At 60.0% G+C, this 23,030-nt stretch carries 18 protein-coding genes and 5 pseudogenes; 11 read left to right on the top strand and 12 right to left on the bottom strand.

The genetic code is table 11. The features are described from left to right. Positions 1-23: 23 nt before the first annotated feature. From C9I57_RS19960 to C9I57_RS19940, 4 genes are all read right to left on the bottom strand, one after another. Positions 24-908 (bottom strand): NAD(P)-dependent oxidoreductase, encoded by an 885-nt coding sequence (locus C9I57_RS19960; RefSeq protein ID WP_107152374.1) that lies wholly within the window; start codon positions 906-908, stop codon positions 24-26. 52 nt (positions 909-960) lie between these two features. Beyond that, positions 961-2,472 (bottom strand): aldehyde dehydrogenase family protein, encoded by a 1,512-nt coding sequence (locus C9I57_RS19955; RefSeq protein WP_107152373.1) that lies wholly within the window; start codon positions 2,470-2,472, stop codon positions 961-963. 1,047 nt (positions 2,473-3,519) lie between these two features. Next, positions 3,520-4,836, bottom strand: coding sequence for an MFS transporter (locus tag C9I57_RS19945; protein WP_107152372.1), 1,317 nt, complete (start codon positions 4,834-4,836; stop codon positions 3,520-3,522). 957 nt (positions 4,837-5,793) lie between these two features. Continuing rightward, positions 5,794-7,281 carry an NCS1 family nucleobase:cation symporter-1 gene (locus C9I57_RS19940; protein WP_107152589.1) on the bottom strand — a complete coding sequence of 496 codons (1,488 nt, stop codon included), beginning with the start codon at positions 7,279-7,281 and terminating at the stop codon, positions 5,794-5,796. A 449-nt stretch (positions 7,282-7,730) separates the two neighbouring features. Between C9I57_RS19940 and C9I57_RS33680 the strand changes: the two are divergent. Together C9I57_RS33680 and C9I57_RS19930 are read left to right on the top strand one after the other, a co-directional pair. After that, positions 7,731-7,787, top strand: a pseudogene (locus C9I57_RS33680) (hypothetical protein); the annotation flags it as partial. Beyond that, positions 7,787-8,125: pseudogene (locus tag C9I57_RS19930) on the top strand (ATP-binding cassette domain-containing protein). The pseudogenes C9I57_RS33680 and C9I57_RS19930, both read left to right, overlap by 1 nt. 83 nt (positions 8,126-8,208) lie before the next feature. Here C9I57_RS19930 and C9I57_RS19925 read toward each other — a convergent pair. The 3 genes from C9I57_RS19925 to C9I57_RS19915 all read right to left on the bottom strand — a co-directional run bounded on the left by C9I57_RS19925 (position 8,209) and on the right by C9I57_RS19915 (position 12,781). Then, the gene (locus tag C9I57_RS19925; protein ID WP_219909896.1) at positions 8,209-9,741 is read right to left on the bottom strand and encodes a GMC family oxidoreductase; all 1,533 of its coding nucleotides are present in this window, start codon (positions 9,739-9,741) and stop codon (positions 8,209-8,211) included. A 149-nt stretch (positions 9,742-9,890) separates the two neighbouring features. Then, on the bottom strand, positions 9,891-10,331 hold the full coding sequence (cueR, locus tag C9I57_RS19920; protein WP_107152371.1) for a Cu(I)-responsive transcriptional regulator: 441 nt from the start codon (positions 10,329-10,331) through the stop codon (positions 9,891-9,893). Between the two features lie 2 nt (positions 10,332-10,333). Further along, positions 10,334-12,781 carry a heavy metal translocating P-type ATPase gene (locus C9I57_RS19915; RefSeq protein ID WP_107152370.1) on the bottom strand — a complete coding sequence of 816 codons (2,448 nt, stop codon included), beginning with the start codon at positions 12,779-12,781 and terminating at the stop codon, positions 10,334-10,336. A 164-nt stretch (positions 12,782-12,945) separates the two neighbouring features. On the opposite strand from C9I57_RS19915, the gene C9I57_RS19910 reads away from it, so the two are divergent. The 7 genes from C9I57_RS19910 (at position 12,946) to C9I57_RS19880 (ending at position 18,005) form a co-directional block, all read left to right on the top strand. Continuing rightward, positions 12,946-13,197: a copper resistance protein B gene (locus tag C9I57_RS19910; protein WP_258187737.1), complete on the top strand. Its 252-nt coding sequence runs from the start codon at positions 12,946-12,948 to the stop codon at positions 13,195-13,197. A 180-nt stretch (positions 13,198-13,377) separates the two neighbouring features. Continuing rightward, the gene (locus C9I57_RS19905) at positions 13,378-13,635 is read left to right on the top strand and encodes a heavy-metal-associated domain-containing protein (protein ID WP_107152369.1); all 258 of its coding nucleotides are present in this window, start codon (positions 13,378-13,380) and stop codon (positions 13,633-13,635) included. Between the two features lie 76 nt (positions 13,636-13,711). Continuing rightward, a complete protein-coding gene (tehA, locus tag C9I57_RS19900; protein WP_258187736.1) occupies positions 13,712-14,668 on the top strand; it encodes a dicarboxylate transporter/tellurite-resistance protein TehA in 957 nt (318 codons plus the stop codon). Positions 14,669-14,830: 162 nt separating this feature from the next. Next, entirely contained in the window at positions 14,831-15,217 is a 387-nt protein-coding gene (locus tag C9I57_RS19895; RefSeq protein WP_440130231.1) for a DUF305 domain-containing protein, read from the top strand. A gap of 8 nt (positions 15,218-15,225) precedes the next feature. Next, positions 15,226-16,680 carry a YncE family protein gene (locus tag C9I57_RS19890; RefSeq protein ID WP_107152367.1) on the top strand — a complete coding sequence of 485 codons (1,455 nt, stop codon included), beginning with the start codon at positions 15,226-15,228 and terminating at the stop codon, positions 16,678-16,680. Positions 16,681-16,694: 14 nt separating this feature from the next. Continuing rightward, positions 16,695-17,228 carry a sigma-70 family RNA polymerase sigma factor gene (locus C9I57_RS19885; protein WP_107152585.1) on the top strand — a complete coding sequence of 178 codons (534 nt, stop codon included), beginning with the start codon at positions 16,695-16,697 and terminating at the stop codon, positions 17,226-17,228. 30 nt (positions 17,229-17,258) lie between these two features. After that, a complete protein-coding gene (locus C9I57_RS19880) occupies positions 17,259-18,005 on the top strand; it encodes an anti-sigma factor family protein (protein WP_258187735.1) in 747 nt (248 codons plus the stop codon). Positions 18,006-18,197: 192 nt separating this feature from the next. Here the strand turns inward: C9I57_RS19880 and C9I57_RS19875 are convergent, their stop codons facing one another. The 3 genes and pseudogenes from C9I57_RS19875 to C9I57_RS19865 form a co-directional block, all read right to left on the bottom strand. Then, the gene (locus tag C9I57_RS19875; protein ID WP_107152584.1) at positions 18,198-18,623 is read right to left on the bottom strand and encodes a nuclear transport factor 2 family protein; all 426 of its coding nucleotides are present in this window, start codon (positions 18,621-18,623) and stop codon (positions 18,198-18,200) included. A 206-nt stretch (positions 18,624-18,829) separates the two neighbouring features. After that, positions 18,830-19,114 (bottom strand): annotated as a pseudogene (locus tag C9I57_RS33845) (MFS transporter); the annotation flags it as partial. A gap of 38 nt (positions 19,115-19,152) precedes the next feature. Beyond that, positions 19,153-20,199, bottom strand: a complete 1,047-nt coding sequence (locus tag C9I57_RS19865; protein WP_107152365.1) for an alcohol dehydrogenase — start codon at positions 20,197-20,199, stop codon at positions 19,153-19,155. 262 nt (positions 20,200-20,461) lie between these two features. Here C9I57_RS19865 and C9I57_RS19860 point away from each other — a divergent pair. Both C9I57_RS19860 and C9I57_RS19855 read left to right on the top strand, forming a co-directional pair. Then, positions 20,462-20,566, top strand: a pseudogene (locus tag C9I57_RS19860) (LysR family transcriptional regulator); the annotation flags it as partial. Between the two features lie 211 nt (positions 20,567-20,777). Continuing rightward, positions 20,778-21,099 (top strand): annotated as a pseudogene (locus tag C9I57_RS19855) (transposase domain-containing protein); the annotation flags it as partial. A 69-nt stretch (positions 21,100-21,168) separates the two neighbouring features. Here the strand turns inward: C9I57_RS19855 and tnpC are convergent. Together tnpC and tnpB are read right to left on the bottom strand one after the other, a co-directional pair. Further along, positions 21,169-22,725 (bottom strand): IS66 family transposase, encoded by a 1,557-nt coding sequence (tnpC, locus tag C9I57_RS19850; RefSeq protein ID WP_107152364.1) that lies wholly within the window; start codon positions 22,723-22,725, stop codon positions 21,169-21,171. A 33-nt stretch (positions 22,726-22,758) separates the two neighbouring features. Further along, positions 22,759-22,914, bottom strand: coding sequence for an IS66 family insertion sequence element accessory protein TnpB (gene tnpB, locus C9I57_RS19845; protein ID WP_107152363.1), 156 nt, complete (start codon positions 22,912-22,914; stop codon positions 22,759-22,761). Between the last annotated feature and the right edge of the window lie 116 nt (positions 22,915-23,030).

Raw genomic sequence — 23,030 nt, 5'->3', positions numbered from 1 at the left:
GCGTGGTCCTCCGTTTAGGAATTTCATTTGTTCGGGCGCAGTCCAGCTCGCATATACGACGCTTCAGCTAGCGACGACCAGTCGCTCTGCTCATAGCCGTTGGCGAGGGCCTGAAGCAAGCTGTCCCGAACGACACCTGCTAAGGGAAGCGGCACGCGCGCTGACTCGCCCGCCTCCAGGGCGAGACGAATATCCTTGGAACCGAGCGGCAGCTTGAAGCCCACCGGTTCGTATTCGCGCTTGCGGATGAACGAGCCGTAGCCGCGGTAGACGGCGCAAGGGAAAAGCGCCTCGAGGTAAACGTCGAGCATGACGTTGCGATCCACGCCATGCGCAGTACCGAGGGCCGTTGCTTCGGCCATGGCTTCGATCGCCGAGGCGATCATCATGTTGCCCGCCAGCTTCACCAGGTTCGCCTGAAAGGGTTCCTCGCCCACATGCCATGCCTTACTGCTGATTGCGTCGAACAATGGCGTGAGTCGCTCGACCGCTGACTTTGTCCCGCCCACGATGAGATTGAGGGTACGCGCCGCCGCCGCATCTGGCCGTCCGAAGACGGGCGAACCCACATACTCGATACCGGCGGCAGCGTGTAGTTCTGTGAGCTTCCTCGCGTAGCGGACCGAGATCGTTGCCATGTTGACGTGCAACAGCGGCTTGTTGACGCCCCCGAGCCACCCCCTATCGATCAGGGTGTCTTGGATCGCGTCATCGTGTGCCAGCATCGAAAAGACGATAGCGTCCTGCGCTGCCTCGACGGGACTCGCCGCGACATGTGCGCCGAGCTCAGCAAGTTCGTTCATCGGCTCCTGAAAGCGATCCCAAATGGCGACCTGGTGCCCTGCCTTCAAGAAATTCCGGACGATTCCTGCGCCCATCGCACCGATACCAATAAAACCGATGTTCATGAAAGTGCTCGCTGAAAAATGGTTGCGACCAACCGAGTACAATTCAAACTGATCAGCCGTAGCGACCGCCGCCCGCGAACCAATCGTCGAACCTCGTGTTCGTCGAAACGATCACGTTGCGTTTGATCAGGTATGACTTCAACGCGTCCCAGCCATTCTCATAACCGTAGCCGCTATCGCCATAGCCGCCCCATATTGATCGAGGATCGTTCTTGTGGTGGTCGTTAATCCAGATCATTCCCGCCTTAATCTTGCCGGCAACCCGATTCGCGCGCGAAACATCCCGGGTCCAGATTGAAGCACCCAACGCGTACGGTGAATCATTGGCGAGTCGCAACGCATCGGCTTCGTCTTCGAAGGGAGTGACAGCCACCACCGGACCGAAAACTTCCTCACGAAAGAGTTCCATCGAAGGACTGACATCCGCAAAAATCGTGGGTGCAACGAAGTTGCCAGCGTTCAATGGAGCATCTAGCAGAAGCGGCTCGCCACCAATCACGAGCCGTGCACCCTCCGCCTTAGCCAATGCGATAAATCGTTGACTTTGCCGAAATGACGTCTGCGAAATTACAGGACCAACGTCGGTGCCGAGGTCGGCCGGATCACCAATGCGCAGCGCGCGGACTCGCTGAGCGAACGCGGCGATAAATTTGTTATAGATGCTACGCTGAACGAGGAAACGGCTCGCGGAGACACACGTTTGCCCGGCTGCGATGAACGCTGCGAAAACCGCGCCAGCCGCTGCTTCTTCGATATCGGAGTCTTCAAAGACCACCACCGGCGTCTTCCCGCCCAACTCCAGGGTGCAGGGAACCAGACGCTCAGCCGCCGCGGCAGCAACACGACGGCCTGTGGCCGTTCCGCCCGTGAGGTCAATCCGTCTTACCTCTGACGCCGCACACAGCGCTGCGCCAGTTGCGCCCTCGCCTGTCACAACATTGACGACGCCGGGAGGAATGCCAGCTTCCGTACACCATGCCGCGAGGACAAGAGCCGTGCAGGGTGCGAGTTCCGATGGTTTGATCACGACGGTGTTGCCCACAGCCAGCGCCGCCGCCATTTTCTTAACGAGGATCAGAACGGGATGATTCCACGGAGTCAGCAGTGCACAAACGCCGTACGGTTGCCAACTCGTCGTGGAGGCAAATCCACCGCGCAACCGATTTGACTCGCCTTCGAGGCCGGGTGCAATACCGGCAAAGTACTCGATCCACTCGGGAATCCGTGACATCTGCGCCTGCATTTCGCGCAGTGGACGACCCGTGATCGCAGATTCCCAACTTGCCAGATCCTTGATTCTGCGGCGAACCAGTTCGGCGAGACTTCGAAGGAGGCGAGCGCGATCCAGCGCGTCGAGGGTGGCCCACCCCTCCTGCGCCGCAGCGGCGGCACGGGTCGCTTTCGCAACATCATCCACTTCGGCAATCGCCATATAGGCGATTACCTCGTTGCTCGCGGGGCTGCGCACAGGCAATCGCCCCGATCCGATGATCTCTTGGAAGCGGCCATCGTAAAACACATGGTGACCGTTTTTGGCCTCGGGAAGAATATTCTCAAGCGGCATGATTTTCGTCTTCGTCTGTCTACTGAACCAATTTCTGAAAGTTGGGTAAGCGTGCAATCAAGCCGACAATGTCACTGCCTAAAAGCTCGTGTGCGCCGATGGAGCAGCGCTGCGCGCTTGTGAACCTGCCACTGGATCGCTGCGATGATGTGGCCATGTTCCCCCATAGTCGAAACCGTCTGCTCTGGGAGGAAAGTGACATGCCGACACCTTGCAACGCGTCGTCTGAGCATGCTCATTTGTTCCCTGGATCCAGTTGACCGCACGAGGAGGCCTCCGCCTCGGCAACAGAAATCGGCCCGTCGCCACCACTCTGTGACAAGTTGGAAGTTCGTCGATATTTAAACCGCTAGCATTGCAAGTCGCTCCGGAGCCGGCGGGAAAACGTGCCATGCTCCGTCTTGGTGACGAAAAAAGAAGATGGCAACGGGACCGTCCGTCCGTAGTGTCTCAACGCATACATAGCATTCACGTTTGGATCGCCTGTTTATGAACTTCGTGACCCAAACGCCCATCGCGGGATCGGGAGCGAGCCAGTGCTCGACCATCAAACGCAACGAGTTTTGCCCACTCGCCATCGACTTCCCCTTCATCGCACTGAGGCCGCGGTCCTGTCGACACAGATCTCTGGCACCTCGGCCCATCCTGGCTGAGTCCACCATGGCCCGCCAGACATCGGTACGCCACCTCCAGCTCGAACAGCAGCGCACCGTACGAATGCAAATATACTCTTCTTGTATTTACTAGGCCAGCCGTTTGAATACATCGAGGCCTATGGTCTTCCCTAAGTGCCCATTCACACGTTGCTCTTCTGCAAGTCGGCGCGTGCGTGCGCCGCCATGCAATGACTGCGGCGCGGCGCACAAGAGATGGGATGCTCGCGCGCGATATGGTCCGCGTCTCATGTTCGACGAGACAGCGCTCCGCGCCAGTTAGCAAGCCCGACCACACGGTCGGGGGCTCTTGGGGCGGATTTATGGAGGCGCTCGTGCCCCCTGTCGGAACAGCAGAGAGTTGATAACGTCGCGGCTCAGGTAGCGCGACCAATTAACGGTTCACGAGCTTCGCCGGAACCAGCAGGATCATCGCGGCGCCTAAGGTCACGACGCCGGCGGACACGTACATCGCGATCGTCGCGGAATGCGTGAGATCGCGAAGCCAGCCAATCAGGTAAGGGCTCACGAAGCCAGCCAACCCCGCGAACGCGTTGATGGCTGCGATACCGGTGGCAGCTCCCGTTCCGCTCGAAATTGCCGTTGGCAGGGCCCAGAAAAGCGGCCCCGGTGTTAGTACTCCTGCGGCTGCCAACGACAACCCGAGCATCGACAGTGGCACGTTGGACCCTGCCCACACTGTGATCAGATAACCGATCGCGCCCATCGACATCGGAATGATGAGGTGCCATCGGCGCTCACCCGTGCGGTCAGAGTTCTTGCCGAACGAAATCATGCTCACTGCGCCGACGACAAACGGAATTGCGGAAAGCAGGCCAATCATGATCGGGTCCCGTACGCCCGATCCGCGAATCAACGTTGGCATCCAGAAGGTCAGCCCGTACTGCCCCATGATCACGCAGAAGTAAATCAATGCCATCAGCAAGATGCGGGCGTCGCAAAATACCTGTCCAACCGTACTTGCAACACGCGTCTGGTGCGCGCTCGTACCATCCAGCGCGTTCGTCAGAAGCTCGGCCTCCTCAACTGTGAGCCATTTCGCGTCTCCAGGGCGATTGGCCAGATAGAAGAATGCGGCCACACCAAGAACGAGAGATGGAGCAGCTTCGATCAAAAACAGCCAGCGCCAACCCGCATATCCGTGCACGCCTTTGAAAGCTTCCAGCAGGAAACCTGAGAGCGGGCCCCCAACGATACCGGCCAACGGAATACCGACCATGAAAATGGCCAGGACGTGCGAGCGCCGATGCGCCGGGTACCACTGCATCAGATACAACACGATTCCAGGATAAAAGCCAGCTTCCGCAGCGCCGAGAAAGAACCGCAACACGTAGTACTCGGTTGTCGTCTGCACGAAGAAGAAGGCCCCGGAGACGAGTGCCCATGTCACCATAATGCGGGCTATCCACGCCCGGGCACCCACACGCTGCAACATGAGGTTGCTCGGCACTTCGAATAGGAAATATCCGATGAAGAATACGCCTGCCCCCAGCCCGTACGCGGTTTCGCTGAAATGAAGATCACCTAACATTTGCAGCTTGGCGAAACCGACGTTTACCCGGTCGAGATATGCCGCCACATAGCACAACACCAGGAAGGGGATGAGCCGAAGCGTCACCTTCCGATACGTCTGCTCTTCGAACCCTGCTCCGCGCCGGACGCCTGCATCGATGTCTACAGCCCCGCTCATAGTTTCCTCCCTCATTTCGCCCAAGCGATGGAAAAGATAGTACGTTTGTATTCGGATGGAATGCTGTTGTGTACTAATGATATGCGTTCAAAATACAAAGCAAGGGTTTTTTTAACGATCTTCCGGTTGGGCTGGCAACTGAAGGTTGCTGCAATGCAAGGTGAGGCCAAAGGATCGCGCGGGACGGCCCTCACGGCAGCACACTCTGATGCTCTAGAATCGCGGATCGTCGAGCGGCTCGATACGCTTGGCGATGCGCAAGGAAACATCCCTGACGGCGCTAGAAGCACGAGAAGCACGACCGCCTCGTCGCATCAAGGGACGTCCGTCGGAGGCGGCCGAAATGGAACGGCATCCATGCTCGGTAAGAGGCAAGTGAAAAATCGCCGCGTTGATACGTTGCAGTCCGATTGGAGTCGCGCGAAACGGCGTAACGCATCGCCTCACGGCAGTGTCGGTCGGGTCGCGGCACTGTAACCGGTGCAGTTTTGCGCGCACCTGGTCGCCGACTCGTTGAACCGGAAACGGGTCAATGGTCGGCGAAGCATCAAGGATGGCCGACAACGGCGGAAGCGCCGGAAAGTCTTCTTGATAACAACGATGGCGCCGTGCGGGGCACAACTTTCAGCGACCACCAACGCAACGAACCCCGCAGGCAACGCGTGCCTGAATGGCCGACATGCTACGGCTAGTACGCACGATGCTGTGGTTCCGTCCGCGGGTGCGCAGCTGTTTCAACGCCCGTTTCAGGAAGATGCAACATCACGAAACAGCTTGGGTGGCAGACACTCCAGATCCGCGACGTTGTCGTGTTGGCCTGATGCCGTCCACACAAGTCATTCGCTTAGCAAAATAAGACCTTCTGCGTATCGGTTTCCGCTGAGAGAACAGCAAGATCCAGGTGACCATTCGCGAGCAGCGGCTGGAGTTCCGCCGTGGGGGCGCATTGCACCTCTCTTACGCTCGCTGACGCCCTACTCCCATGCCGACGGAGTACACAACCGAGGCGATAATAAGACCGACAAACCACGCATACGTATAGATTTGCATGAATACGTCCGGTACCGACGGGAACGCCGACGGAAAGGCAGTCTTCAGAAAACCCGGAAGATTGGGAATCGCCCCGCACGCAAAAGCGACGACCGCAATCGGATTCCATCCGTTCTTGTATGCATAGATGCCGTCCGGCTCGAAGAGCTGCGCCGAATCTAGCTTCGTACGCCGCACAAGAAAGTAATCAACGATCATTACCCCCGCTACCGGCCCAAGCAATGCCGAATAGCCGACCAGCCAAGTGAAAATATAGCCCTGCGTGCTCGAAAGAATCTTCCACGGCATCATCGCGATAGCAATGGTGGCCGTGATCATACCTCCCATGCGGTAGGAGATACGACTTGGAGACAGACTTGCAAAATCATAAGCAGGCCCAACTAGATTGGCGGCCAAATTGCAGCACATCGTGTCCAGCGTCAGGATTACCAGTGCTATCCCAACGCCGACGCCCGTCATCCGGCCGGTTAGGTCGATCGGGTCCCAGACGGCCTTACCATAGATCACGACGGTCGCAGAAGTGACGACAACAGACATCAGGGAGAGCAAGGCCATCGGTATCGGTAAGCCAACTGTCTGGCCCAGGACCTGATCCCGCTGTGATTTCGCAAAGCGCGTGAAGTCAGGGATGTTGAGCGCAAGGGTCGCCCAGAAACCGACCATAGCGGTGAGATTCGGCCAAAACGTCACCCAGAACAAACCCTCTTTCGCCCCACCCTTCACAAAGGCAGACGGCGCCGAGAGCATCGCACCGACACCACCTGCCTTTGAAGTTGCCCACCAGACGAGGGCAACACACATTGCAATCTTGACTGGGGCCGACAAACTCTCGAGTCGGCGGATCGACTCGGTACCGTGGAGAATGAAGTAGAGCTGCAAGGACCAGAAGGCGAGAAAACAACCAAGTTGACCCGCCGAAATGCCGAGCAACGGCAATACCGCCCCGGTCAACGCATTTCCAGTGAGAATATTCGCCAGCGAGTACATCGCACTTCCGCCAAGCCAGGTGTGGATGCCGTACCAACCGCAAGCGATTACCGCGCGCAAAACCGCCGGCAATTTGGCCCCCTGCGTGCCGAACGACGAGCGCACCAGCACGGCGAACGGGATGCCGTATTTTGCGCCGGCATGACCAATGAGCAACATCGGCAGAAGCACAATCATGTTGCCGAGCAGGACAGTGAATACCGCCTGCCACGGTGACATGCCCTGCCCGGTCAGACCGGATGCGAGCATGTATGACGCAACGTTCATCACCATCCCGACCCACAGTGCGGCGAAGTGCTGCCATTTCCAGGTGCGCTGACCGGCACCTGTCGGTGCGAGATCTTCGTTGTACAGTTCGTCCCCTAAACGCTGCTCGCCTGCACTACCTACAGCAGTAACCTGACTCATGACGCCCGCTCCTTCCCGTGTCGTCGACCTAATATCCAGTAACCGCTGCATCGGCGAGCGGCAGATGACTTCACTGCATGTCGGTTCCTAAAAATCGCCTCCAGCCCTGCTCGCCTTCAATCTTCGCCCTAAGCGATGGATGCGATCGAGAACATCACTCGAAACTGATCTTGCGATCGCGATTCCGTTGACGAACGAGATCGCGAAGCGGGTCGTCTTGCATTTCCACGGAGCACTTCTGAATACAAAAAGACGCCATTTAAGATCCGTCGGACGCATCTTCCGGATACAAAAATATCCAAACATCCCGGCTTACCCTAGGCTGCTCAGACACGACAGGCCTACGCCTCATGCCGTCCCCCTGGAACTGATTCGCAGCATATCCACTCCACGAATCAACGCGCCCATCCACTACTCAGAGGGACGGCGATAATGGAGCGCTTACGCACGACGTGCAGCGCAACCCGAAGGTGATCGAGGCTTATCTGGGTGCGGCGGTCCACTGATGGCTACGGCAATGTTGAAAATCAAGGGCCTGCAGGTCAATTGCGGCGGCATCCAGGCAGTCAAGGGCGTCGATATGGAAGTCCAGCAGGGCGAGCTCGTCACGCTGATCGGCGCCAACGGCGCGGGAAAGACCACGACCATTCGAGAAGATCTTCAAGGTGGTACGCGAGATCGCGAGGGAGGGTATCACGATGCTGCTCGTCGAGCAGAACGCACGGCTCGCGCTGCAGGCCGCCAACCGGGGTTACGTCATGGACTCCGGGTCCATCACCATTTCGGCAACGCCAAAGAGATGCTCGACGATCCGAAGGTGCGTGCCGCGTATCTTGGGGAGTAAGTCGCGCCAGCACAACGCCGCCGACCATCGCGCCTGCCTGCAGGGCGGCCGGCATCGCCATCACCGCGTCGAAACAGCCCCGTTCAAGGCTGCGCTCCGCGGCATTCCAGCGATTCCAGCAGCCTGTCGGCGACATGAGCAGACCATGCCGCTATCGACAGACTCGGCGGCGCTCCGGGAGACTCCGGGAGGGCCGAGGCATCTACCACATAGAGTCCGGGATGATCGAAAATCTCGCCATTCGCGCCTATGACGCCGTTCGAATTTGACGTGCCCAGACAAGCGCCCCCAATCGGCTGAACAGTGACAGGCGCAGAAGGCGCATACACCTTTGTATTGGTCTTGCGCTCTATAGTCGTGACTTCCCAGTCAATTTCCTGATAAATACTGTTCTCGCTCTTTCTGTACCTTATCTTGAACTTACCGCGGACAATTTCCATCGACCCATTGCTGTCATCGCGACCAAAAGCAACCATGAATGAATTCTTGCACAGCCACCGCCTCACCGGCGCGGGCATCGGTATGCGGTCGAATCCCTGAACACTCGCACGAAGCATCTTGACGGATTTATTCGTCGAGTCTCTCGATCGGAATGGAGCTGAAAGCGGCATGCCATCAGCAATGTCTTGCTTGCTGTTCTCTTTCCAAAACCCAAAGAAGCCTCCATTGGTGCCGAATTGGTAACCCAGCCGCGGCATCCCGTCCAATCCATGCTCGACATCACGACTTCTCAATAACAATCGAACGGTATTCAAGCCACCCGCAGCCAGGACAACGTGTCTCGCGAGCACCGTTTCGTCCTGCCCGCTTCGCTGATTACGATAGCGAACTTCATATCGCATGCCGACCGCATCCCGTGTGTTCAGCTTGCGAATCGACTTTACCTCGCATAGGTCGCGCACAACCAGGCCATGCTGCATCGCCGGCCAAACGAAAGAAAAATCCAAAGTCGTCTTGCCGCCAGACGGGGACCCGAGAAAACTATTGTTTCGCATGTCGCATTCCCATCTCTCGACCCCGTACCGATCGACTACCTTTGCAGCCAGGCCCGGTTTCTTCGGCAACAAAAACCCAACGGGCGGACTCATCATCCCAGCGCTCGATAGCTCGCCGTTGTAGTTGGTTTGATCGATGCCATTCGGGACCCTATCGTCAGGCGATATGGATCTTGCAGCGAGCAACGTGAGAATTTCATCGTAATACTTATCCATATGCTCTCGCGAAATGCCCGGATGACGATCATCCCAGTAATTCGGATCGGACGGCCTGCCCAGCATCCCCGCATATATGTGACTGCCACCTCCCACATTCGAAGAGCAGATCACATTGATGCCGTCGCCCAAATACACTTCGACGAATCCCTTTTTATTGAGGAGGAACTCGTCTTTTATGAAATGTGCCCTGATCGATCTCAAGCTGTAAGTGAAGGCTTGAGATCCTTGCGGGAGCGGCGCCAAATCCTCGATGCCCGTCGATCGAATTGGAACCGTATTTCTCCACGGACCACGCTCGAGCATCAGAACATTTCGCCCAGCTTCAGCAAGGCGACGCGCCGCAACCGCCCCACCAAAACCACTCCCTATCACCAATATTTCCACTTGTTTATCGATAGCCATATCCATTTCCCATGATTCCGGATGTACGGTCGTACCGTTCCGACTCGCCCGTCGAGAGAAATATTCGCTCTGGAAATCTGCCGCACAGCCATTGCCCACCGCACCGATTCATGAAGGACCTGGGCTGACCGGTGAGCTGCCAGCGCTTGTCAGGCAGCTTTCTTTCGGGCCTGTGCGGTGGTGGCGCAGCTTCGCACGGCTGCTTCGGACGCGAGCGTCTCGATGATGGGGCAGTCGGGCCGGTCGTCACCATTGCAGCACTGCACCAGAGATTCAAGCGCACCCCTCATCTCCTGGAGCTCCTTCAGTTTTTCGTCTAGCTCCGCGATGTGCGCCTGGGCCAGTGTCTTAACCTGCCGGCTGGAGCGCTCGCGGTTCTGCCATAGGTCGAGCAGTTCACCGATCCGGTCCAGTGAAAAACCGAGGTCCCGACAGTGGCGGATAAACCGCAGCCGGCTCACATCCTTGTCGCTGTACTGTCGATAGCCGCTGCTCGTGCGGCTCGCCTGCGGCAACAGCCCGAGGCTCTCATAGTGCCGAATCATTTTCGTTGAGACCCCGGAGACGGAGGCTGCTTCGCCGATGTTCATGGTCAAGCTCCTTGAATCGGGCCGGCCGCGCTGACAGCGGTCGCCGCACCTTTCCAGCGGCGCAGCATCAGTGCATTGGTGACAACGCTCACGCTACTGAAGGCCATGGCAGCACCGGCAATGACCGGATTCAACAGGCCCAAAGCCGCCAACGGAATGCCCAGCACGTTATACGCGAACGCCCAGAACAAGCCCTGTTTGATTTTCGAGTAAGTACGACGCGAGACATCGAATGAATCCGCCACCAGGCGCGGATCGCCACGCATCAGCGTAATGCCCGCCGCTTCCATCGCCACGTCGGTGCCCGTCGACATCGACAAGCCAACGTCCGCAGCCACCAGCGACGGGGCATCGTTCAATCCGTCGCCGACCATCGCCACGATGTGCCTTTGCTTACGCAGTCCCTCAACGAAGGACGCCTTGTCACCAGGCAATAGTTCCGCACGAACTTCATCGATGCGCAACTCCCGCGCCACAGCATTGGCACTGCCCTGGTTGTCACCCGTCAGCATCACCGTCCGAATGCCAAGTTCGCGCAGGCGCGCGACGGCGGAGTACGACGCGGGCTTGACCGTGTCGCCGAAGGCCAACAACCCCAGCACGCGAGTCCGATTGCCCTCCTGCGCCAGCAGCCAGGAGATAGTGCGTCCCTCGCCTTCAAGGCGCTCGGCCGTAGCCAGCAGCACGCCCGGATCAGCGCCAGCCTCGTTCATCAACCGCGTGCTGCCCAACAGCAGCTGCCGGCCTCGCACGACGGCCTGCACGCCTCGGCCTGGCAGGGCCTGAGCGTCCTGCGCCGGCGGCACGGCGATACGATCGTCGCGCACCTTCTCCATCACCGCATGCGCGAGCGGATGGTCACTGGTCTTTTGCAGCGCGGCCGCGAGCTGAAGCACCTCATTCGAACCGCGGGAGTCGGCTGCCTCGATTGCAACCAAAGACGGCTTGCCTTCAGTCAGCGTGCCCGTCTTGTCGAACGCCACGACGGTCACCGAGTGCGCCACTTCGAGTGCTTCCGCATCCTTGATCAGGATCCCCTGGCGGGCGGCAACACCGGTGCCTGCCATGATGGCCGTCGGTGTGGCGAGCCCGAGCGCACAGGGGCAAGCGATCACGAGCACCGCCACCGCGCTGATCAAAGCGTGCTCCGCATTGCCGCTGTACATGAACCAGCCGAGGAAGGTCAACAGTGCAAGCCCGAGGACGACTGGGACGAAGACCGCACTCACTCGGTCGACGATGCGCTGAATCGGCGCCTTGGCCGCCTGCGCCGACTCCACCATGCGGATGATTCTGGCAAGCGTCGTCTCGGTGCCAATGGCCAGCGTGCGGACCTGTAATACGCCCTCCTCGTTGACCGAACCGCCGGTCACCTTGTCGCCGACAGCCTTCGCTACCGGCAGGCTCTCGCCGGTGATGAGCGACTCGTTGATGTGGCTGCGGCCGTCGATGACTTCCCCATCCACCGGCACGCGCTCTCCGGGACGAATGACGACGATGTCGCCCACGGCGACCTGCTCGACCGGCGTGGAAACTTCAACGTTACCCACCAGGACCCGCGCAACAGTCGGCCGCAAAGCATTGAGCGAGCGGATTGCATCAGCGGTCTGCCGCTTGGCACGAGATTCGAGCCATTTGCCAAGCAGCACCAGCGTGATGACTGCGGCCGACGCCTCGAAATACAGATCTGGCGTATCGCCGTTGCGGTGCTGCCACAACAGGAAAACCGAAAGCCCGTACGCCGCGCTCGTGCCCAGCGCGACCAGCAGGTCCATGTTGCCGCTGCCCGCCTTCACGGCCTTCCAGCCGGCGCGGTAGAAACGCGTACCAAGCCAGAACTGCACCGGCGTCGCCAGCGCCAATTGCGCCCAGCCCCCCAGCTCCCACTCCATGCCGAACAACTGCAGCACCATCGGCAGCAGCAGCGGAAGCGTCAGCAGCGTACCGGCGAGCACCGGCCCCCACTGCGGAAGACCTCCTGCAGCCGGTGCGGTGGATGCCGCTGATGCGGCCACGACCGGCTTAGCCACGTAGCCCGCCTTGTCGACAGCCGCGGCCAGCGTCGCGAACGACACGTCGGCATGCACCGTAACTGTCGCCTTTTCGGTCGCCAGGTTCGCCGATGCGGCCGAGACGCCGGGGACTTTCAGCAACGTCTTTTCCACCCGGCCCACGCACGATGCACAGGTCATGCCTTCGATCCCGATCTCGATCGGGCGGGAGCGCACGTCGTAACCGGCCTTGCGGACGGCGTCGGCGAGCGTCCCCGCATCCACTTCCGCAGAGGCCCGAACGGTGGCTTCCTCGGTCGCGAGGTTAACTGCGGTGCTTTCGACGCCCGGCAGTGCCTGGAGCGCCTTCTCTATGCGCGAGACGCAGCTCGCGCAAGTCATGCCTTCGATAGGCAGCTTGAATTGCAGGGATTCGGACGGTGAAGCGATCGTACTCATGAGGGTGATCTCCAATTCGTTGCTCGTTCGATGGAGAGCAGCTTGATCCTTTCCATCATTGGAAGGTCAATCGGGGCATGCAAAAAAATTCTCGGTTACGTCGATCGCGTTTACAGCAGCTCTATTGACATTCCAACGATAGGAAGCACGACAGTCTCGTCATCGTGCCGTACAACTTCGATCTCGAAGCCACCGGCTACGTCGCCCCTTCCGGCCGAACCGCGGCCCGCGTGCGCGCGGAGTACGACATGCGCTTCACGCAGCGGCTGATCTTGCAACCGGATCTCGAGATCAACGCGTATGGCCGCTCGGATCCCGCTCGGCGCGTCGGCAGGGGAATCTCCGACGCCCAGCTGGGCCTGCGTTCGCGTTATGAGATTAGTCGGCGTGTCGCCCCTTACATCGGCGTGGAGTGAAAGCGCCGCTTCGGCGGCACCGCCGGTTTCGCCCGCAACGATCATCAAGCCGTCTTCGACCAGCAATGGGTTGCCGGTATTCGCACTTGGTATTAACTGCAGCAAGCCTCTTGACATTCCGACGATGGGAAGCTGGATAGTTCCAACGTCTCATCGACAAACCCCTTTAGGAGAAACCTCATGATTGCCTTTGAAGTGAATGACATGACTTGCGGCCACTGCGTCCGCTCCATTACCGAAGCGCTGAATGCAGTCGACAGCCACGCGAAGTTCACCGTCGACTCGGCCAATCATCTTGTAACAATCGAGTCGACCGATGCCGATCCGGATAAATTGCGCGACGCCATTGTGGATGCCGGTTACACGCCCGTGCGAGTCGAGGACGGTACTGCCAACGTATCTGCTCAAGCGACGAGCTGCTGTGGACAACAGCACTAAGGCTTGCTCGCCCGCGGCGGCGCCGGCTCGCGATGAACACCGTCACTGCTCCACTGCGGCGCCGTCGGGAACGCGCATGATGCGCACGACACAAGCTACGATTCCGGCATCGTACTTCGGAATCGTCCTAGGCCTCGTCGGTCTAGGGCAGGCGTGGCGCGCGGCGGCGCCTCTATGGCAGCTGCCGCCGGCGGCGGGTGAATCTGTCTTGGCGATCGCCGTGCTGGTCTGGGCGATACTCATCGTCGGTTACTCGTGGCAAGCCATCCGTCACTTGGAGTTGGTAAGAGCTGAGTTTCTGCATCCCGTGCAGGGCGGTACGCCTGCATTGGTGGCGGTTTCCACTTTGCTCGTCGCCATGGCAGTCCTTCCGTATTCGATGACCGCGGCGTGGTTTCTAGCCATTAGCGGCATCATGTGGCACGTCGCCTTCAGCCTATGGCACACGGGCACGCTGTGGCAAGGCGGGAAGAGCTCGATGGATATGGTGCCAACGCTGTACCTGCCGACCGTTGGCGGCAACTTCCTCAGCGCGGCGACACTCGCCACGTTAGGCCGCCCAGATTGGGGCTGGCCGTTCCTCGGGGTGGGGCTGTTTTCGTGGTTGGCCCTCGAATCGCTAATCATTCAGCGGCTATGTCATTCGACGGCGCTACCCGCGCATCAGCGCCCCTTGCTCGGCATTCAGTTCTCCCCGGCGGTCGTTTGCGCCATGGCTTGGTTGGCATTGTCTCCAGGCAGCACTGACCACTGGCCGCTCATGCTATGGGGCTACGGTCTGTTCCAGTTGGCGCTTGGCCTACGCCTCGGACCCTGGCTGGGCGCCCAGCGCTTCAGCCCTGCCTACTGGGCCTACACGTTCGGCGTCGGGGCCGCGACGGTCTGCAGTCTGAAGCTCGCTCAGTCAGGCGTGCGCTCGGCGCAAGTATTGGCGCTACCGGTATTCGTCGGCGCCAACCTATTTATCGGATACCTCGCAATACGCACGGCGCATCTGTTGGTCACAAGTTGGGCCTCATCACAGCGGCAATGACTGAATATCGAGCAAGTTCCATCGGATCGCATTGAAGGGAATAAATCCGGTCCTGCAGCGTCCACCGGAAGACGGGGATGTGCCCCGTTACACGGAGTAAGGATGAGCTGGATCAAAACCAAGACCACCGCAGCCAATCGATGGCGCGCGCTTCGTTGGCCCATGCTTCTGGTTGCCACAGCAATGGCAACGGCAGCTGGAGCATTGACGCCTAAAGAGGCGTTCCGCGCGGAAAACGACGCAGCGATGGACAAGATGATGACCGCGATGGCTGTCAAGCCCTCTGGCGACATCGATCGAGATTTTGCGGCCATGATGATTCCGCATCACCAAGGTGCTATCGATATGGCTTTGGCGGAGTTGCGCTACGGAAGCAACGAGCAGTTGCGGCGCATTGCCCAGGAAATCATTGTGGAACAGCAGCAAGAGATCGCTGCAATGCGATTCGCTTTGGGCGAACCACTTCCACCTTCCGTACCGTCGCCGACCCAAGTCGGTGTACCCGCGCCTCGGGCCTCTACGCCCGAACACCACGATCACACGCACTAGGAGCCCAAATGCTCAAGAAACTCTTGCTCTCGTCGCTCGTTTCATCCGCACTTTTCTCGACCCTTACCGTTGCTGGCCAGGTGCCAGGCCGAGAGAGCGATGCGGATATCGCCGTCAGTCACGGAGACCGTATCTACGCGGCCGAGCAATTTTCGAATACCGTATCGGTGACAGACCCGGCCGACAATCGGCTGCTTGGCGTCATCCGTCTGGGCGACCCCGCGCCCAGCAGCTTTAGCCCGCTCTATCATGGCCAGGTGCTGGTCCACGGCCTCGGCTTTTCGCCCGACCATCGAACGCTCGCGGTGGTATCGATTGGCTCGAACTCGGTGACGTTCATCGACTCGGCCACCAACACCGTGAAGCACACGACCTACCTTGGCCGCTCTCCCCATGAGGCGTTTTTCACACCAGATGGCAAGGAAGTCTGGGTGACTGTTCGAGGCGAAAACTATGTCTCGGTGATCGACGCTGCAACCTTCGAAGAAAAAACACGTATCACGACGGCTGCCGGCCCAGGGATGCAGATCTTCTCGCCCGATGGAAAATACGCATATGTTTGTTCATCCTTCAATCCCGAGACCGCCATCGTAGAGGTCGCGTCTCACAAGATCATCGCGAAGGTGAAACAGGACAGTCCATTCTGCCCGAACATCGCAGCGTCGCCAGACGGCAAGCAGGTTTGGTTCACACTCAAGGACATTGGCACGACGACAGTCTTCGATGCGCGCCCCCCATTTGGTGTCATCAAGTCGTTCGAGACCGGCCCGATTACGAACCATGTTAACTTCGCCAAAACAAGTAACGGAACGTTCGCATATGTGACTGTGGGCGGGCTGAACCAAGTGAAGGTCTTCCGCACGGATGATTTCTCCCAAGTTGCGACCATCCCTGTCGGCAACCTCCCGCATGGAGTGTGGCCTTCCGGGGACGGTAGCCGCATCTACGTCGGCCTCGAAAACGCCGACGCTCTCGCCGTCATCGACACGGCGTCGAACACGGTTATCGGCAACGTACCGATTGGTCAGGCGCCGCAAGCCGTCATCTACGTTCCTAATGCAGTGCCTAGCGGCGACGACGGTATGCACAACCTTCAGGAGCTAGGCGTGGCGGGCAAAGCGGCCTCACTGTCGCTGGCCGACGTGGGCAGTGGCGCGACTCGCACCAGCGTTGCGCTGTTCGATCAGGGGTTGTCCCAGGTCATGCAAGCATCCGTCACGGGGTTGAAACGAAAGCAGCCCTATGTCATCGCGTTGGCCAAGAAGGCTGACGGCTCCGGCGCACTGGAACCCCTGGCGAACTTCGTGACCAACCCAGCAGGTTCCGCCGTCGTCAACGCAGTCGGTCCGATCCGCCAGATCGTCCAGGCTCAGGCAGCCGACACCCGACGGTATCTGGTGGTTGCGCCCATCGTTGACGGTAAACCGGGCGCGCCAGTTCAATTGCAGGTCGCCACGCAATGATCGGCAGCGCTGGCATGGCTCTCATCGCGGAACTCGAGCCGCTGATTCCAGCGTTGCGTCGCTATGCCAGTGCAATGGTGCGTGACCGCGATCTCGCTGACGATCTCGTTCAAGACTGCTTGGAGCGGGCCATAAGCAATTGGGATACGCGGCGGCGAGCGGAGAACACTCGGCAGTGGGTTTTCGCTATCGCGCACAATCTCATCGTCAACAAGTTGCGGCAGCGCGCGCGGCGTGGGCTCCATCTCGACATCTCGGACGTCGATGAAGAAGCCCTCGCCACCCCTGCACCCCAGGAGCACCGAGTCCGCCATCGCGAACTGATGAAGGCATTGGCCGCCCTACCCGAGGATCAGCGCAACGTGCTATTGCTGGTATCGGTGGAGGACCTTACCTATGCGGAGGCTGCCAAGACACTAAACATCCCGATCGGAACCGTGATGTCCCGTCTCGCCCGAGGAAGGGAGCGCCTTCAACGCGCACTCGACGGCGACCAGACGCGGGAAGCAAGCCCTCGAGGCGAACCGCTCTTGCGGAGGATGAAGTAAGTGGACAAACCTCGGACCCCAGCTCCTATCGTGGAGGAAGATCTCCATGCTTTCATTGACCAAGCGCTTGATGCCGGTCGTCGCAAGGAAGTTCAGGACTATCTAGATCGTAATCCGGAGGCCGCGGCCACCGTCGCAATGTTCGCTGCTCAGCGGCAACTCTTGAGGTCCGCGCTTACACCCATTGCGGACGAACCTATTCCGGAACGGTTGCGAGTGCACTCGCTACTCAAGCATCGGCGCAGCGCAAGCCCTGCTCCTTGGCGAACGGCCGCTACAGTCGTGCTTGCACTCGCGACCGGGACCGTCGGCGGCTGGCATATGCGCGGGGCACTGGTACCCAACGGCGGTGTTGCGGTGCTTGCAGGCGAGGCGCGAAGCAGCTACATGGCGTATGCAACCGATCCCTCCGAGGACACCGATAAGGCGGAATTGCTCAAGTTGGTGTCGGACAAACTGCGGCGGCCGGTCGAGATTCCGGACCTCAGTCGAGCGGGCTACCGGTATGTGGGCGGTAGGTTGGTCGCAACAGGTCACGGTTCAGCCGGTTTGTTCTTCTACGATAGCGCTGATGGGACACGCATGGCCGTCATGATCAGGCCGATGATCCATGAGAAGGAGGCGCCCATGATGGAGCAGACCACGGGGAACGTCGGAGGTGTCACCTGGGCGGCTCGGGGACTTGGCTACAGCGTGGTTGGCACCGAAGCGCCTAGTCTGCTGCACCCCATCGCCGACGAGGTACGCCGGCAGGTCAGCTCCAAGTCCCCAACCTAGAGCACGCACTCAGAACAGCTGCCGTGCACTGAATCGTCGCCAACCAAGCTGGCTCGCGGCAGCGTATCCGGCAATCCTTCTGTCGATGCCACGAACCTATCCTGTAGGCTCGTGGCTCTGGCATACGGATGCGAATCGCGCTTACTATCGCTCGGAAACTCTACCGCGGTTTGTGCTCGATTCCGCTGAGATTCAATAGCCGCTCTTCGCGGGTTTTGCATCGATCTGCCATGTTTCGCTGACGATCCGCGCGTCGCGATACGTCAGGACATAACGCACGCGGATCGGCTGCTTGCCCTCGAACACGACATTGGCCGTCACGCTGGTGCCCTTAGGATTTGCTGCCTCCTCGATCCCATCGACCGACACCTTCATCGGCCCCTGAGCCTTCGTGAATTTCTCCCAGACGCTGCGAATGGCGTCGATTCCCGCGTACGTACCGTCCAGCGGGCCACCAACCCAATTGAATTGCGCATTGTCGGCATAGCCGCGCATCAGTTGCGCGACGTCGCCCGACGCGATGGCCTGAAAGTGCTGGTTCGCCTCAGTTGAGGCCAGGTCGGCCAGAGCGGCCGTTGATGCGATCGCGAGAGCAGCGGCGAGGACGAGCTTTTTCATTATTAAATCTCCGAAAAGAAAATGCGTGGAGTGGACTGCGCGAATTTTCGTTGAAGAGGTGAGAGTCACGCCGAGGGGCGAACCCGAGGTTCTATGAAAGTTCATGGGCAAGTAAGAGACTACCGCGCAAATCACCGCGGTCACGAACCGAGGCTGGCGGACGACGATGGCGATCGTGCGGCCGACGGCAAGCTCCGCCCAGCCCAGGCCGCAAGCAGACCAGCCAGCACACCGCATCCGGTTCCGGTCAAGAAGGCGGTGCGGCGGCCCCGGCGTAGGGTAATTGCCCCGGCCGGCAGGGATGACGCCGCCATCCCGACGACAAAGGTCGAGATCGGCAAGGTCGCCGGCGCAGGGCTCGGCGCTAGCGCGTTTCCGACAATCGCGCCCGTCGCGTATATGACGGTCGAGTTCCCGCCCGCCAGCGCCTGAGCGATGGTGAGCCTGGCGACGTTGCCCTTCGCATGAGCGTAAAGGGACGACGATGGCACCTCACTCAAAGTGCCGGCATTGACCTCTGACATGGGATTCAACCTGATAAGCGCGCGCTGTCCGCCTTCCCCATGACGAGGACCATCCGGAACCGGACGTCGCCGGACTTTACTTTCTGGTAGGCCGCGAGCGCGTTTTCCAGCGGCATGGTCTCGATCATCGGGCGCACGCTGGTCAGCACGCTGAAGTCCAGCGTTCTTTCGCTCTCGTAGGGCGTGCCGGTCATCGATCCCGCGACACTCTTTTCGCCGACGACGAGCTGGCCAGTCGAGATCGACAGCGGGTCCTTGGCCACGCCCAGCACGATTAGCCGGCCTTGCGGCGCCAGGCCGCCCATCAGCGCTGATACTGTCTCGGCATTGCCGATCGTGGTCACGAGCGCTTGCGCGCCCCCCATGGCCTTGAGCCTCGCGGCAGCGTCCTCGAGATGGGTGTCAATGTAGACATGCGCGCCCAGTGCCAGCGCGTCTTCCGCAATGTCCTGCCCCCTGCCGACCGCCGCGATCTTGAAGCCCATCTTACGTGCGTACTGCAACGCCATATGGCCCAAGCCGCCGATCCCTAAAACGGCCACGAGATCTCCGGGCTCGGCGCCCGACTTTTTCAGCGCATTGAAGGTGGCGATGCCGGCGCACAGGATCGGCGCGGCCTCCTCGGAACTCAACTCGTCGGGGATGGAGACGAGGCCCGTGCTGCGCGCCACCATCATTTCCGCGTAGCCGCCGTCGCAACTGGAGCCTACGATGGGCTGGTTCGTGCACAACTGAAATTGCCCGCGCCGACATTGCTCACATGCGTTGCAATGGCCGCCGAGCCGACCCACACCAACTCGTTGCCCGACCGTCCAGCGCGCCGGAGTTCCCGGACCGACTGCAGCGATTCGGCCGACCACCTCGTGGCCAGGCACCCGGGGAGGCAGCACTGCCGGATCAACATTTTCAATCGTGCCGGCATCGGCACCGCAAATGCCGCAGGCTTCGACCTCGATCAACACTTCGCCCGCGCCCGGCGACGGGGTCGCGCGCTCAACCAGTTCCAACATGCCAGGTTTCGTCGCCTGCATGGCTCGATACGTTTTTCTCATGCTCATCGGTCACAAAGTCAGTCATAGGGATAAAGATCGCATGCTGCCTTCCGGCAGCGTTCCGGCTTCCAGTGGTTTCCCGGCACCGCTGCGCAACTATCGTCCTTACCCCCTGCTGGCAGCATCGATGGCGCCCACCCCCCATCTGATGTCACGAGGAAGAGCTATCGTCGACCTTCGGATTCGACGGGATTCTTCTCCGATTTTGTCTCACTGCCAAACGAGATAAAGTGTTGCTCATTGAAAGAAAAACTTTCTTCCCGTGAAAACACCCGTTCATCTAAACGCATTGCGTGCATTCGAGGCCAGCGCGCGCCACCAGGGCTTTTCGGCGGCCGCGGTGGAACTGCACGTCACTCCTGCGGCAGGCGACTACGATCGGTCGGATTGGTGCCGGTCACGTTGGAAGCACCGACGCAAGAGATCGCGCGGCCTACCCCGGCCCGGCCGCTACGCCGGCCGTCAGAGCTGCGGCGGTGGGCGCCATCGAGATTAACGTGGGCAACACTCGAGCAGCGCCAAGCCGACCAATCGAACGCGGCCTGGCGGGCCCGGGGTTGCTCTCGCACGCGAATCAGGCGATTCTCTATGCGCTGAACCGATGGTTGGCGCTCACGCGCTATTGCGACGATGGCCGGCTGGAGATCGATAACCTGCCGGTCGAGCGCGCGTTGCGAGGAGTGGCCATCGGAAGGCGGAATTACCTCTTTGCCGGCCCGGACTCCGGCGGCGAACGTGCTGCCGCGATTTACAGCCTCATAGGGACGGCAAAGTTCAACGACATCGATCCCGAAAGCCTATCCGCGCTTCGTATTTGCCCGCATCGCGGATCACCCGATCAACCGCGTCGACCAGCTCATGCCGTGGGCCGTCACGGATCAACTCCGCAACGCCAACTGAACATCACGACGCCGTCGTCAGTAAGCGCGCAATAAACCACGTGGCTTGCGCGAGGAGGCCGGCAGTGCGTCAGGCGGCCGGCGGGCTGAGCCGCCATGGAAGCAGCGCCTCGTAATCGTCCGCGCTCTGAGCAGTTGGCAGCGCCTTGAACAACCCGAGCAGGTAGCCATACGGCTCCACGCTGTTTGCCTTGCAGGTTTCGATCAGCGAATACAGGTTGGCTGCCGCATTCGCGCCGGCGACTGTGTCGTAGAAGAGCCAGTTTTTGCGGCCGACTGTAAATGGCCGAATCGCGTTCTCGCAGGCGTTGTTCGAGATCGGCCATGCGCCGTTTTCGACGTAGCGAATCAGCTTCGGCCACTGGCCCTTCAGGTAGCTCAACGCTTTGCCAAACGCGCTTTGCGGCAACACGACGTTCAACTGTCTAAGAAGCAGTGCCTCGATTTGCTCCAGCACCGAGCGACTCTCGCGTTGACGATCGAGCAGCCGATCCGCCGGCGCCATGCCTTCGCAACGCGATTCGATAGCAAACAGCGTCCCGATCAATCGAATGAATTCGCTGACGGGATGGTCGCGTCCACGTTGTGCCTTCGGCAGATTCTCTTCGGCCTCGATCATGTAACGACGCGCGTGCGCCCAACAGCCCAAATGAACGAGCTGGTTCTTGTCGGCGACATCGTTGTACGGCTCATAGCCGTCAGTCATCAATGCCGCGCCTGGCTTGATGCCAGCATAGAGCGCCGCGGCTTGCGCCGCGCTGCGCGTCGGGCTGTAGCTGAACAATCGAACCGGCGGACCGGTGCCGCTCATCTGCGCCCACATGTAGCTCTTGCGCTGCGCCGCGCGCCCGGGCTCCTTCAGCACCTGCACGGTGGTTTCATCGCCATAGACGATGTCGGCGTCGAGCAGATGATCGCGCATCAAGTTGATCAGCGGCTGCACCGCCGTACCGACGCGCACCACGCTGGCAGCGAGCGTGCCACGCGAGAGATCCCCGCCGAAACGATGCAGCAGCGCAGCGATGCGATACAACGGCAGCGCGTCGGCGAACTTGCTGACGACCACCCATGCAAGCGCCGATTCCGTGAATAAGCCCTTCGGGATGATGCGCGCCGGTGCCGGCGTGACCTTGATGCCGAGATCGCAACAAGGGCACGCGTATTTGACGCGCTGATGCTGAATGACGCGAACCTGCTGCGGCACGATATCGAGCTGCTCACTGATCTCGGCGCCGATCTCGACGAGCGTATGTCCGTCATGCGCGCAAACGCGTTCGGATTCTGGCAACTCGTGACGCACGATCTCTCGAGGGAGCATCGGGTCCAACGGCTTGCGTCCACGCTTCTTGCGTTCATGCGCGCCAACCTCGATGCTCTGTTCTGCTTCCGTCTCCTGCGCCGGTTCAGATCCCGTTGCGGCCGCCTCCGCTTCGTTTAAGAAGAGGTCGCGTTGCTCGCTCCCGCGCGCTTCGCTCTTGGCTGCAAAGAGCTGTCGCTGGAAGGCCTTGAGCTTCTCGCGTAGCAAATCACGCTCGACCGTCACCACGCGCAACTCGCTCTTCATGGCAGCGAGTTCGGTGCGTAGCGCTTGCAGCTCGTCGGTGGGAGATGAGGGTGGTGGCGGCATCGCCGGATTAGACCAGCGATGCTGGTTCGCGTTTCAGGTCACGCGCTGATAATAGCGTGTCGGGTGTGCGCGCATCGCTTCGATGTCGATACCGTCGAGCAACCAGTGCAGTTGTTCGGTTCGCAGCTTGAGCACGGCTTCTTTACGCGGCCACACGAAGCGATCCTGTTCGAGCCGCTTGTAACTCACCTCGGAATGCAGGCCTTTCCGCGGCCTCGACGCAGCTTGTCCGCATAACCCATCCCTTCCATCCGTTTAGCGGCCGGCAGCTCGTTTGCGTCGGTGAACGCTATAACCGCTCTGGC

Source organism: Trinickia symbiotica (assembly GCF_003028655.1).
GTDB classification, from domain to species: domain Bacteria; phylum Pseudomonadota; class Gammaproteobacteria; order Burkholderiales; family Burkholderiaceae; genus Trinickia; species Trinickia symbiotica_A.
Note: the sequence above shows the minus strand (reverse complement) of the source record. Positions and strands in the feature narration are given on the sequence as shown.

Excerpts from the sequence above, each read along its gene's own strand:
- cueR (WP_107152371.1), bottom strand. The coding sequence starts at position 10,331 with ATGAACATCGGCGAAGCAGCCTCCGTCTCCGGGGTCTCAACGAAAATG.
- C9I57_RS19940 (WP_107152589.1), bottom strand. The coding sequence starts at position 7,281 with ATGAGTCAGGTTACTGCTGTAGGTAGTGCAGGCGAGCAGCGTTTAGGG.
- C9I57_RS19960 (WP_107152374.1), bottom strand. The coding sequence starts at position 908 with ATGAACATCGGTTTTATTGGTATCGGTGCGATGGGCGCAGGAATCGTC.
- C9I57_RS19865 (WP_107152365.1), bottom strand. The coding sequence starts at position 20,199 with ATGAGAAAAACGTATCGAGCCATGCAGGCGACGAAACCTGGCATGTTG.
- tnpC (WP_107152364.1), bottom strand. The coding sequence starts at position 22,725 with ATGCCGCCACCACCCTCATCTCCCACCGACGAGCTGCAAGCGCTACGC.
- C9I57_RS19955 (WP_107152373.1), bottom strand. The coding sequence starts at position 2,472 with ATGCCGCTTGAGAATATTCTTCCCGAGGCCAAAAACGGTCACCATGTG.
- C9I57_RS19875 (WP_107152584.1), bottom strand. The coding sequence starts at position 18,623 with ATGAAAAAGCTCGTCCTCGCCGCTGCTCTCGCGATCGCATCAACGGCC.
- C9I57_RS19925 (WP_219909896.1), bottom strand. The coding sequence starts at position 9,741 with ATGGCTATCGATAAACAAGTGGAAATATTGGTGATAGGGAGTGGTTTT.
- C9I57_RS19885 (WP_107152585.1), top strand. The coding sequence starts at position 16,695 with ATGGCTCTCATCGCGGAACTCGAGCCGCTGATTCCAGCGTTGCGTCGC.
- tehA (WP_258187736.1), top strand. The coding sequence starts at position 13,712 with ATGATGCGCACGACACAAGCTACGATTCCGGCATCGTACTTCGGAATC.
- C9I57_RS19890 (WP_107152367.1), top strand. The coding sequence starts at position 15,226 with ATGCTCAAGAAACTCTTGCTCTCGTCGCTCGTTTCATCCGCACTTTTC.
- C9I57_RS19945 (WP_107152372.1), bottom strand. The coding sequence starts at position 4,836 with ATGAGCGGGGCTGTAGACATCGATGCAGGCGTCCGGCGCGGAGCAGGG.
- C9I57_RS19895 (WP_440130231.1), top strand. The coding sequence starts at position 14,831 with ATGCTTCTGGTTGCCACAGCAATGGCAACGGCAGCTGGAGCATTGACG.
- C9I57_RS19915 (WP_107152370.1), bottom strand. The coding sequence starts at position 12,781 with ATGAGTACGATCGCTTCACCGTCCGAATCCCTGCAATTCAAGCTGCCT.
- C9I57_RS19905 (WP_107152369.1), top strand. The coding sequence starts at position 13,378 with ATGATTGCCTTTGAAGTGAATGACATGACTTGCGGCCACTGCGTCCGC.